At 39.8% G+C, this 12500-nt stretch carries 11 protein-coding genes; 5 read left to right on the top strand and 6 right to left on the bottom strand.

The window, feature by feature from the left end:
* Nucleotides 1-221 precede the first annotated feature (221 nt).
* Entirely contained in the window at nt 222-824 is a 603-nt protein-coding gene (locus tag BM179_RS12760) for a TetR/AcrR family transcriptional regulator (protein ID WP_092017391.1), read from the top strand.
* 43 nt (nt 825-867) lie between these two features.
* On the top strand, nt 868-1710 hold the full coding sequence (locus BM179_RS12765; RefSeq protein WP_143095221.1) for a helix-turn-helix domain-containing protein: 843 nt from the start codon (nt 868-870) through the stop codon (nt 1708-1710).
* 48 nt (nt 1711-1758) lie between these two features.
* Here the strand turns inward: BM179_RS12765 and BM179_RS12770 are convergent, their stop codons facing one another.
* The 4 genes from BM179_RS12770 to hutH form a co-directional block, all read right to left on the bottom strand.
* On the bottom strand, nt 1759-2763 hold the full coding sequence (locus BM179_RS12770) for a formimidoylglutamase (RefSeq protein ID WP_092017393.1): 1005 nt from the start codon (nt 2761-2763) through the stop codon (nt 1759-1761).
* 10 nt (nt 2764-2773) lie between these two features.
* The gene (gene hutI / locus BM179_RS12775; RefSeq protein WP_092017395.1) at nt 2774-4003 is read right to left on the bottom strand and encodes an imidazolonepropionase; all 1230 of its coding nucleotides are present in this window, start codon (nt 4001-4003) and stop codon (nt 2774-2776) included.
* Nucleotide 4004: 1 nt separating this feature from the next.
* Nucleotides 4005-5681, bottom strand: coding sequence for a urocanate hydratase (gene hutU / locus BM179_RS12780; protein WP_092017397.1), 1677 nt, complete (start codon nt 5679-5681; stop codon nt 4005-4007).
* Between the two features lie 64 nt (nt 5682-5745).
* Complete coding sequence (hutH, locus tag BM179_RS12785; RefSeq protein WP_229632946.1) at nt 5746-7320, bottom strand: histidine ammonia-lyase; 1575 nt, start codon at nt 7318-7320, stop codon at nt 5746-5748.
* Nucleotides 7321-7464: 144 nt separating this feature from the next.
* Between hutH and BM179_RS25065 the strand changes: the two genes are divergently transcribed.
* Nucleotides 7465-7647 (top strand): hypothetical protein, encoded by a 183-nt coding sequence (locus BM179_RS25065; RefSeq protein ID WP_143095222.1) that lies wholly within the window; start codon nt 7465-7467, stop codon nt 7645-7647.
* Nucleotides 7648-7886: 239 nt separating this feature from the next.
* Entirely contained in the window at nt 7887-8765 is an 879-nt protein-coding gene (locus BM179_RS12790; RefSeq protein ID WP_092017399.1) for a LysR substrate-binding domain-containing protein, read from the top strand.
* A gap of 4 nt (nt 8766-8769) precedes the next feature.
* Here BM179_RS12790 and BM179_RS12795 read toward each other — a convergent pair whose 3' ends face one another.
* Both BM179_RS12795 and BM179_RS12800 read right to left on the bottom strand, forming a co-directional pair.
* Nucleotides 8770-10026, bottom strand: a complete 1257-nt coding sequence (locus BM179_RS12795) for a sensor histidine kinase (protein WP_092017401.1) — start codon at nt 10024-10026, stop codon at nt 8770-8772.
* A 22-nt stretch (nt 10027-10048) separates the two neighbouring features.
* Nucleotides 10049-10732, bottom strand: a complete 684-nt coding sequence (locus BM179_RS12800) for a response regulator transcription factor (RefSeq protein ID WP_092017403.1) — start codon at nt 10730-10732, stop codon at nt 10049-10051.
* A gap of 365 nt (nt 10733-11097) precedes the next feature.
* Between BM179_RS12800 and BM179_RS12810 the strand changes: the two genes are divergently transcribed.
* Complete coding sequence (locus BM179_RS12810) at nt 11098-12498, top strand: TolC family protein (RefSeq protein ID WP_092017406.1); 1401 nt, start codon at nt 11098-11100, stop codon at nt 12496-12498.
* Nucleotides 12499-12500 lie beyond the last annotated feature (2 nt).

The raw sequence follows: 12500 nt of genomic DNA on the forward strand, positions 1-12500 counted from the left end.
ACGGCAAGCCTGATCAGAAAAGTATAAATCTTTTGTTTTTTCTACAGTATTATTTCAATAGCTACTTGAGAAATGTTCAGATTGTCCAATAGAATGGGCAAAAAGTATTCAGTTTTTTCAGGTCAAAATCTGAACTTTGCCGGAGAACCGGCATAAAGGAAATATCCCGGATCTGAATATGAAAATGCCCGAAAAAATTTACCGGATTTAAGATTTTGAAAATGACCAGAAATGAAATTTTAAGAGAGTCGATGTTGTTGTTTGGAAAGTACGGAGTGAAAAGTGTTACAATGAATGATATTTCTCATAAACTGGGAATTTCAAAAAAAACACTGTACTCATTTATTGATAACAAGGAAGATCTGGTAATTGAGTGTATAGAAATGGGCTGGATACATTTTGAGCAGATCATCAGGACTATTAAAATGAAGGAAAATAATCCGATGATTGTGCTTGCGGGCATTTATCAAGGCATTTTGCGGGAACTGGCCAAAATTAAAAGCTCCTATTTCTTTGACCTCAGAAAGAATTATAATGCAAATGAAAAGTTCATGAATTGCCGGGAGAAATTGAAAAACAATCATTTGATTCCCTTGCTTAATCAGGCAAAAAACGACCGCCTGATCAGACATGAAATCGATGAAGAGATATTATGTAAGGTCTTTTTCTTTCTGGTAGATGATTTTATCGCTGAAAATAATTATTTCTATGCCAGGACTGATCTTACCGGTAAATATATGCAGGCTCTTCTTTTGGGGATCAAAGGAATGCTTACCCCGATGAATGAAGATTTATTGAACGAATGCCTCGAAAAGATTTCCTGAAAGGAATTTTCTGCCGGAAATCATAGATTTTAATAATCAGATATTGAAAAAGGACTCATCTATACCCGTCGTTCAGCTTGACGGAGATTTTTTCCGGGTAATTACTTTATCCGAAGTTGATCCGGAAAAGATTTCCGGGAATCATCGCAGAGATTTTTTTCTGATTCTCTGGTTCTGGTCGGATAGCGGGACCCATTTTATTGATTTTCAGCCTTATCCTGTAAAAAAGGGAGAAATCTATTTTCTGGCACCTAATCAGGTTTATTCAGCTCCCGGCTGCAGACTCAATGGTGTAGCTATGGCAATTTCAAGAGAGCTGCTCGACGGCATTGAAACAGATCATCTGAAGTTTTTGTTTAACCCTTTTGTAAATGATGGGGTGCTTATTTCAGGGGGAACCGAACAGTCGCTGAAACAGGTTCTGGGTCTAATTCAGGCCGAAGAAAGCGGGCAAAAGGACGAATGTCTTCTTTCAGCCTATCTCAAAGCATTTCTGATACATGCTTACCGCGAAAGTCAGTCTTCACCGGTTGTCGGAAGCTTTGAAGACAAGCGGCTTAAGAAGTTGTATGAGTTAGTCATTGCAAATTTTAAGGAAGAAAAAAGTACCGCCTTTTACGCAGAAAAGATAGGACTTACCTCCAAACGGTTAAATGAAATTCTGAAAGAGAAATTTAACCTTACCATTACTAAATTTCTGCATAACCAATTGATTCTGGAAGCAAAGAAAGAAATCAGTTTCGGAGAAAAGAATTTTAAAGAGATTGCTTTTGATCTTGGTTTTAGTGAACAGGCCTATTTTAGCAGATTCTTTAAAAAACAGACAGGTCTGACTCCTGAAAGTTTTCAGCAAAAGATGTTCAGATTGTCCAAATATAAATCATAATAGTGTTCGTAAAGAATCCGTTTGAGATCTCTCCCAAAGTAATTCTATTCAAACAGGTGAATGTTTCAGACCTTTGATAAAATCACTGACTAAATAACTTACTAATTTTCCGGTAGAAAGATTTTGTAAACCATTTTCAAGAGAAATGGCTCCTTCACAGATATGAAGATAAGTCGCAGGGGTTTTTTGTGAAACCTGATACACAAATTGCCGGGCCTGAAGTGCTGACAAACCTACCGGAGTAATAGCGCTGGAAAGAACATTTTCTACGCAATCCAAATCCAGTTCTATTCCGGTAAAATTATCGGAAGTAAAGGCAATGGCCTTATCGACAGCTTCTTTAAAAGAAATGGATTCTCTCAGGAAGATGTCTTCCCAGTAGGTGAAATCTATATCAGGATTTGTAAGAAGTTCTTCCCGGATTTGCTGAGAATTGTAGTTTTCATGTAACCCGATGATGGCATATTTTTTTAAAAATCCTTCTTCATAAGCATAACGGAACCCATTACCGCTATGGCGTCCTTCCCTGACTCTGAAATCTGAATGTGCGTCGAGGTTAATACAATTGATAGCAGCATATTCTGAAATCTGTACCGGAAACAAGGCTTTTGCAACACCTTTTATAATCGGATAACAATTATTATGACCACCTCCGATAATAACGGGAATTTTGCCCTTTCCGGCAATCTCAAGTATAACTTTCTCTACCGCTTTGTCAATTTCTTCCACCGCTTTTCTGTAATCGGAAAGATTTTGGCTGATATTTTTCCTGAGGGCAGAAAAGTCAAAATAGCCTGCAACTGATAATTCCTCTCCGGAAAGAAGATCTGTACTTTGGATATTCAGGAATGCTTTTAAGAAGAAAGGCCAAAGCGTATCTGTTCCCCCGATTCCTGAATTGGCCTTTACACCAATATCTTCGGGAATGCCTATTATGACAAATTTTCCGGAAAAATCTCCTAAACCGGCCACTTCTCCGAGTTTTGTTTCATGAGCTCTTATATTGACCAGGGTCCTTAATTCTTCCGGACGATATTGCCTGAAATATTCCATAACGCCTTGGTTAGAATTTTCCTTTTAACATGACTTTATCAATCAGGTTACTGCCGAAACTATAGGGCAGATAAGCCAGAGAAGGAATCGCTTTTGTGAAGATCAGGTCAGCTCTTTTTCCCGGAGTAATACTTCCGGTTTCCTGTCCAAGCCCCATAGCGAAAGCGCCGTTGATTGTAATGGCATTAATGGCTTCTTCGGGGGTCATTTTCAGTTGAATACAGGCCAGAGAAATCAAAAGCGGAACATTTCCGCTGGGGGAAGAACCGGGATTAAAATCCGATGCCAATGCCACGCCCAAACCGCTGTCAATCATTTTCCGGGCAGGCTGATAGGGCATTCTCAGAAAAAATGCAGCAGACGGAAGTAAGGTAGGGATGGTATCAGCGTTTTTCAACGCTTCAATTTCGGCCTCTCCGATACATTCCAGATGATCTACTGAAACAGCAGAATTCTTGATGCCTAATTGTACTCCGCCCGAATTTTTAAGTTGATTGGCATGCAATTTGGCCTTTATTCCAAGCTGACTGGCAACATCTAAGATTTGCTGTGTTTCAGGTATTCCGAAAAAGCCTTCTTCACAAAAGACATCTATATAATCAGCCAGTTTTTCTTCAGCGACCCGTGGAAGCATTTCCTGACAGATCTGATCGATATAACCCTGATGATTGTTTCTGAAATCGGCTGGATAAGCATGAGCCCCCAGGAACGTTGCTTTTATATTCAGGTCAGAATGTTCTTTTAATCTTCGAATAACCCGAAGCATTTTCAGCTCAGCTTCTGTATTAAGGCCGTAACCGCTTTTTATTTCAATTGATCCGGTTCCCGAACTTCTGACCTCCTGTAGTCTTTGCCAGGATTGACGGAATAATTCTTCTTCAGAAGTTTCGTTCAGCAATCCGGCAGAATTGAGGATTCCACCGCCTTTCCGGGCAATTTCCTCATAGCTCAGTCCTTTAATTTTATCAACAAATTCGTTTTCTCTGCTTCCTGCAAATACCAGATGTGTATGTGAGTCGCACCATGCCGGCAGGATGAATTGACCTGCTGCATTAATACAATCTGTTTCATTTATTTCTCTTGGTGAAAGATCGCTCATGCTTCCGAAAGCGGCAATCCGGTCTTCTGTAATCCGGATATAGGCATTCCTGACTGAAGGTAGTTCTGCCATTTCCTTTCCTCTCAGAAAATGAACACTTTCTCTGATGCCGAATAATTCCTTTATGTTAATAATCAGCATTTTATGATAGTTTTTCCACTAAATCAAGCCCATGTTCCCTGGATTTTTGCTTCGCAATTTCATAACCCGCATCTGCATGACGGATTACACCAAGTCCGGGGTCATTTCTTAATACTCTTCCTAATCTTTCAGCAGCATCTTCAGAACCGTCAGCTACAATTACCATCCCGGCATGGATAGAATAGCCAATACCAACCCCCCCGCCATGATGCAGTGAAACCCAGCTTGCGCCTCCGGCAGTATTCATCAGTGCATTGAGAACCGGCCAATCTGCTACGGCGTCTGAGCCGTCCATCATAGCCTCAGTTTCACGATTGGGAGAAGCAACAGAGCCTGTATCGAGATGGTCACGGCCAATTACAATCGGAGCTTTTACTTTTCCGGTTTTTACCAATTCATTAAATGCGAGTCCGGCTTTCTCTCTTTCTCCCTGACCTAACCAGCAGATTCTTGCCGGAAGTCCCTGAAAGGCAATTTTTTCTCCGGCCATTTTGATCCACTTTTTTAAAGATTCATTTTCAGGGAAAATACTTAAAATTAAATCATCAGTAACCTTAATATCTTCAGGATCTCCCGATAATGCTGCCCATCTGAACGGGCCTTTTCCTTCGCAAAAAAGCGGGCGGATATAAGCCGGAACGAAACCCGGGAAATCAAAGGCATTTTTAATACCATGCTCAAATGCCCTGCCTCTCAGATTATTGCCATAATCGAAGGTAACAGCTCCTTTTTCCTGTAGAGAAAGCATTAATTCTACATGTTTTGCCATAGAATCATAGGCCAGCCGGATGTATTCTTCCGGATTTTGTTCTCTTAAAACCTTTGCCTGTGATAAACTTAAAGTATGCGGAAAATATCCGGTTAAAGGATCATGCGCAGAAGTCTGATCAGTAAGTGTGTCAGGAATAATATTTCTTTCCAATAAACGCTCTAATAGCTCTACGGCATTACAATGTACTCCGATTGAAAGAGGTTTCTGTTGTTTTCTGGCTTCCAAAGCTTTGTCGATGGCTTCGTCAATACCTTCAGTTTCTATATCAAGATATCTTGTTTCAAGTCGTTTCTGAATTCTCCATTTTTCTGATTCTGCTACCAGGCAAACACCTTCATTCATGGTGATTGCGAGTGGTTGAGCACCTCCCATTCCCCCTAAACCAGCTGTGACAGAGAGCGTTCCTTTTAAACTCCCGCCGAAATGCTGCCTTGCCAGCTCGGCAAAAGTTTCATAAGTTCCCTGCACAATTCCCTGAGAACCAATATAAATCCATGACCCGGCAGTCATTTGCCCGTACATCATTAATCCTTTTTTCTCCAATTCATCAAAATGCTCCCAGTTCGCCCATTTTGGCACAAGTTGAGAATTTGAGATCAAAACCCTTGGCGCATTCTTATGGGTAGGCATAATACCCACAGGTTTCCCGGATTGGATTAGCAGCGTTTCATCATCTTCCAGTACTTTCAGCGCTTTTATAATCATGTCAAGTGCTTCGAAATTACGGGCTGCTTTTCCCCTTCCTCCATAAACAATAAGGTCTTCCGGTCGCTCTGCTACTTCCGGATCAAGGTTGTTCAGCAACATTCTTAAAGCTGCTTCCTGAATCCAGCCTTTACAGGTTAATGTGTTTCCGGTTGGCGTTTTATATTTTTGAACGTTGTATTTCGCTGAAATGATTTCCATTTTTGACAAATTTTAGCGTTGATTTACAGTACTTTAAAATATGTATTAAGAATATTCCGGTGTGTTAGTGTAATATGTTTTCCAGAAAACGGAGCGTTTTATCGTTTTGCATAAAAGCGATCGTTCTGGCTATATCTGAAGATAAAACCCTGTCCTGTTCGTTAAATGAGACCTGTGTTCTGTACTCTTTTACGAAATCCTCAATAATTCCTGCACTTTTCAAAGGCCTTCTGAACTCCAGTGCCTGAGTTGCTGTAAGTAATTCTATGGCCAGTACTTTTTCAATGTTATTCAGAACACGCAGACATTTGGTTGCGCCGTTAGCGCCCATGCTGACATGATCTTCCTGTCCGTTTGAAGAAACAATGGAATCAACCGAAGAGGGGGTACATAATTGTTTGTTTTCACTGACTACACTGGCGGCAGTATATTGCGGAATCATTAATCCTGAATGCAAACCCGGATTTTTAACTAAAAATGGCGGGAGATTCCTTTGACCTGAAATAAGCTGATAAGTCCTTCTTTCTGAGATACTTCCGATTTCAGCCATAGCAATGCTCAGAAAATCGAAACCTAATGCTAAAGGCTGACCATGGAAATTTCCTCCGGACAAAATCAGATCCTGATCCGGGAAAATATTGGGATTGTCCGTAACTGAATTGATTTCCTGTTCGAAAATACCCTGAACGTAATGAAAGGTATCTTTAGAAGCTCCGTGAACCTGAGGAATGCAGCGAAATGAATAAGGATCCTGTACCTGTTTATCCGGCGACTCTGCAATCTGGCTGCCTTTCAGAAGATTACGGATAATCTGTGCGGTTTGAACCTGCCCTTGATGCGGCCGAATGGCATGAATTGGTTCCGCAAATGGCTGTAATGTACAGTTGAATGCTTCCAGTGAAATAGCAGAAATGAAGTCTGCAAACTGCAAAAGTCTGCGGGTTTTCATCAGGCAATAAATGCCGTACGATGTCATAAACTGTGTCCCGTTGATGAGAGAAAGCCCTTCTTTCGACTGAAGTTCAATCGGTTGCCAGCCAAAACTATCCAGTACTTCTGAGGCCGTAAGTTCCTGATTTTCAAAGTAAACTTCTCCTGAACCAATCAGTGGTAAACTTAGGTGGGAGAGGGGAGACAGGTCTCCCGAAGCTCCCAATGAACCCTGAGTGTAAACTACCGGCAGGATGTTGTGATTGTAAAAATCAATTAAGCGATGAAGTGTAATAAGCTGAATACCGGAATGCCCGTATGACAAAGACTGAATTTTGGTCAGAAGCATGAGTTTTACAATCTCTTTTGGCACTTTATCTCCGACGCCGCAGGCATGAGATTGAAGTAGATTATATTGTAACTGCCTGATTTGGTCATGCTCAATTCTTACATTTTGCAGATACCCGAATCCGGTATTAATTCCATAAAATAGCTGTGATGATTCGTGGCTTAGCTTTTCGTCGAGGTACTGCCGGCAAGCGCTTACTTTGGCAAGTGCTTCTCCGGAAAGAACCAGGTCTCCCGGATTCTCAACGATTTCCATCAGATTTTCAAGACTGAGCCATTCATGTTTTATCAGGTGTGTCTTATTTGTATTTGCTACTGATATCATTTGCTGATTATTTTTAACAAATTTGAGTTTTTTCATTAATACTTAGAAATAGTATTATTTTTGCTCTGTAATCAGTTTTTTTGATTAATAAATGATTAAACAAAAAAAAGAAAAGAAGCTGGAATCATAAAAAAGAGCTATGGATTTGAGACAGAGAATATTAGATGAAAGGGAATAAGAGTGAACAAAAAACCACGTGACCTATATGCCTGTGTGGATACAAATGATTTCTTCTATGCAACTTATATGCCTATGTGGTTAAGGGTACGATTCACTTTCTATGCGACCTATATGCCAATGTGGTTAAGGGTACGATTCACCTTTCTATGTGACCTATATGCCAATGTGGTTGCAATGAGTTAATAAGGGTACAATTCACCTTTCCATGTGACCTATATGCCAATGTGATTACAATGAGTTAATAAGGGTACAATTCACCTTTCTATGTGACCTATATGCCTATGTGGTTACAATAAGTTAATAAGGGTACGATTCACCTTTCCATATGACCTATATGCCAATGTGGTTGCAATGAGTTAATAAGGGTACAATTCACCTTTCCATATGACCTATATGCCGATGTGGTTGCAGAACGCAAAAAAATGGAATTACGTCAACTGAAATATTTTCTTGTACTGGCAGAAGAACTGCATTTCGGCAAAGCTGCCGAGAAACTGTTTATTGTACAGCCGGCACTGACAAGACAGATCCAGTTACTGGAAGAAGAGCTGGGAATCAGCCTATTTAAAAGAAACAAGAGAAGTGTGCAGCTTACCGTTTCGGGAGAATATTTCAGCCATGAAGTAAAAGGGATTATTGAGCAATTAGAAATGGTAAAAAACCGGACAAGATTGGTCGAAGACGGAGAAAAAGGAGAAGTGAGAATAGGTTATGTCGGGTCCTGTATCCATACTTTTTTACCGGATATTCTTTCCGGTTTGCATGAGAAATATCCTCATATCCAGACTTATCTCAATGAAATGACCTCTTCTTCTCAGATTCTCGGGATTCAAAACGGAGAGCTGGATATTGCCTTTCTGCGAAACCCTGCACCAAATCATCATTTCGGACAGCAAATGGTTTTCAGTGAAACCTTTTCTCTCGTTGTCCCTGACAATCACTTTATTACAGGCTCTAATTTTGAAGGGATTCATCAGTTAGCCAATGAAGATTTTATTCTGCCTACCCGCATGGATGGCGAAATATATTACCAGCTGCAATTAAGTATCTGTGAAAATGCAGGGTTTTCCCCTAAAATTGCCCACGAAACAGTTCATGGGCACACAGTATTAAAACTCATAGATCATCAACTTGGGATTACCTTTCTGCCTACTTCTTTCCGGTCAGTAACGAATGCCAACGTCAGATTTATTGAGTTGAAAAATATTCCCCAGAGAGCAGAAATAACAGCCCTGTGGGATAAGAAAAATCCCAATCCGAGTCTGCACAGATTTCTTGGACTGATACAGAATACCTTTTAACGGCTTAAGCTCTTTTGTTGAAGGTTACTTCAATTGCATGCTTATTGTTTCTGAAAAGATACTGAATATTGAATAAATGAAGTTCGCAGATCTGTTTCACGATGGAAAGCCCCAGACCAATGGAATCCGGATTGCTTTTTTTGAAACGATGGAAAAACTCCTCTGTTGGAATGGTTGGAGGATTTCCCGAATTTTCAATCAGTAATTTCGAAGTACTCAGTTGTACAGAAATACAGCCATCGAAATTATTATGTCTGATGGCATTGCTCAACAGATTGTTCAAAAGAATACTCGCCAGTACAGGATGGAGTTTCAAAAGTACATTATCGCAAATCTGTTTTTCAAGATGAATGGACTTCATGTCGATTAATTCCTCAAAACCTTTCATGGTTTCGTTTACCAGCTGACTGAAATTGATTTGTTCAATGCTTTCATATTCCTCATTTTCAAGTTTTGTCAGCAGAATAAGAGACTGATTGGTCTTGGTCAGTTTATCCAAAGCATTAAGCGCAGTAAGAATCAATGTAGCCTGTTCATCATTGATATCTGACTCCATCAGCAATTCAAGTTTACCCTGAATAATCGCAAGGGGCGTTTGCAGTTCGTGGGAAGCATTTTCTGAAAACTCCTTTAGGGAATTATAATCGCAAAGTGCCTTTTTCGTCATTTTTTGCAGGAAATGGTTTAATTCCTTAAACTCAAGAATACCGGTTTCCGGCAAAGAAATAGCCTTTTTCTGCTTCAGAGAGAACTTATGAATGGCAACAAGAGACTGATTGAAAGGAGAGAGAATTTTTTCAGAACCTATTCTTATGAAGATCAGTAACAGAATTAAAAGCAGCACAAAAATCCAAAGCATAGCCTGAATAACGAGCTTTGTGACATCCTGCGCCCGGATCATCATGTTATAAACTGAAATGTAATAGTGCTTCCCGTTAATTTTATAGGAGCTGGCAGCTTTGATCTGCCTTTCCATTCGCTGTAACTGCCTGCTCCAGGCAATTGTATCCGAGAGGTGAAGGCGGACGGTGGGTGCTGAATATTTTAATTCCCGTATCTGGATTTGTTCTCTGACAATTTTATTGGCGGGTATCCCGATTTTGATCTTTTGGGCGATGTGAACTAATTGTTTTTCAAGCTCTTTGGATTGAGCATATTCAATTTGGGATTCAAACTTATAATAAATCAGCACCCCGCCGACGAGTAACACGAAAGCGAATATTGCTAAATACCATAAAGTGAACTGATTGATTAACTTCATTTAAAAAATAATGTTGGAATCTCTATTTGGTGTTTGTTTCAAATTTATAGCCAAGTCCGTAAACTGTACCGATATAGTCTCTTCCTTTTGTATTACTGATTTTCTTCCTCAGGTTTTTCACATGCTGATATACAAAGTCAAAATTAGCCAGATTATCGGTATAATCCCCCCAAAGGTGTTCTGCAATGGATTGCCTGGTCAGTACCCGGTTTTTATTGGCCAGAAAATAAAGAAGTAAATCAAATTCCTTGCGGGTTAAATCCAGCAGAATCCCGTTTACTTTGGCTTCTAAGGTAAGGGTATTTACGCTGATTTCATTAAAACTGATGATATTATCACCTTCAAGGATATTCCTCCGGTAAACAGCTCTTAAACGGGCATGAAGCTCCGGGAGATGAAAAGGCTTGGTAAGGTAATCGTCAGCCCCTAATTCAAGTCCGGTTATTTTATCGTCCAGTGCATTTTTGGCAGAAATAATCAGCACACTGCATGGAATCTTATTGGATTTGATAAATCGCAGGATATCCAGACCGTTTCCGTCCGGGAGCATAATATCCAACACGACGCAATCATACTGAAAAGAAATTAACTTATCCTCAGCCTCTTTATAGGTATGGCAAAATTCACAAATAATACCTTCCCTGCTCAGAAACTGCTGCATGTTTCCGGCAAGCTCCCTGTTATCTTCTATTACCAGTATTTTCATAATGTCTGCAAGTTGAAAATGCTTTTTGAAGGAAATTTGAAGAAAATCTGAGCCTGTCCTGAATTATACTGCCTCTGAATTTCAGTAAGTAGCTGCAAAATTTGAATACTTTTTTGAAAAACAGCTCTTTTGGGTCAGATAAAAGCATATTTTTAGAATTCATTACACATGAATTTTTGGCTGTCAGTATAAAATTAAAAAATATATAAAAATGTTTATAGTTAGTTATTCATGAATCGGGAATATGTTGCTTTTGTTTAAAGAAAATAGCCCGAAAAAGTCCTGAACTTCAAAATCTCATCAAAATCTTACAAAATCTTTGGAATAAATAAGACCGTCTGATTTGTCAGGTTAACCATTTTACCATGATGTTTCCAAAAAAATATGTGCGGATAATAACCATTTTTTTCTGCCTGATTGCAGGCATGAAAACATTCGCCCAAAATACCCTTAAATTATCGGAAGCTATTGAGACCGGATTGAAGAATTATAATTCGATCAAGGCCAAAAATAGTTACCTCAAAGCATCACATGCTATGGCTGTAAATGCGCAAAGGCAGTTTTTACCCGATGTGAATACAGCTATTCAGAATAACTATGGTACCGCAAATGGCCAGTTTGGTCCTTTGTACTCTTATCGTGGTGTTGGAATTGCGGCTTCCGGACCTTCCTCTTCTTCCCAAAACTGGAATGCGGCATTTGGTGCACTTTATGCGTCCAACATCAACTGGGATGTTTATACCTTTGGTCGTTTAAAGGCTAGCGTAGATGTGGCGAAATCTCAGATTTACAGAGATTCCCTTGATCTTTTACAGGAAAAGTTTGCACATACCGTCAGAGTAAGCGGAGCATATTTTAACCTGCTGGCCGCTCAGAAATTTGTTGAAATAAGTGATGATAACCTGAAAAGGGTGACTGCTTTGCAGGAGGTAGTAAAAGCCAGAGCCAAAAATGGTTTAAATCCGGGTGTTGATTCTTCTATTGCCAATGCAGAAGTTTCAAATGCCCGTCTGAGTAAAATTGATGCACAGAATCTGGAATTACAGGCTACAAATCAACTGGCTCAGTTACTTAATATGGAGCCGAGGCATTTTGAGCTTGACAGCATTTATTTTGCCAGTATTCCTCAGCAGCTTGAATCATCGGTTCCTGTAGAGAATAATCCGACACTTTTGTTCTATAAATCAAGGATTAGCATTTCAGATAATACCCAGAAATTACTTTCTAGGAATAAACTTCCGACAATCAGTTTGTTCGGAGCATTTCAATCGAAGGCTTCCGGTTTTGGCTATGATTACACTGCGGCAAATCATAATGTTTCCGGAGATTATTTTTCAGGTGTGAATCCCACACGAAGTAACTATCTGGTAGGAGCAGGGATTTTCTGGAATTTTATGGCACCGACTAAAATCAATATGCAGATCAGAGCTCAGCAATTCATTACCGAAGGACTGAAAAGTGAATATGATCTGACTGAAAATCAATTGAGAAGTCAGTCTGTTCTGGCAGATCAGCGGATAGAAAATGCTTTACTTAGTTACAGAGAATCTCCGATTCAGCTGAAGGCTGCACAAAATGCCTATAAACAGAAAGCAGAGCTGTATAAAAACGGACTTTCGAATATCATTGACTTAACCCAGGCGCTGTTTGTTTTAAACAGAGCCGAAACAAATATTAGTGTGGCATATGCCAATGTGTGGCAGGCACTTGTATTGAAAGCTGCTGCCAACGGGGATGTTGATTTGCTAATAAAACAAGCCAGATAATA

Source organism: Pseudarcicella hirudinis (genome assembly GCF_900115665.1).
GTDB lineage: Bacteria > Bacteroidota > Bacteroidia > Cytophagales > Spirosomataceae > Pseudarcicella > Pseudarcicella hirudinis.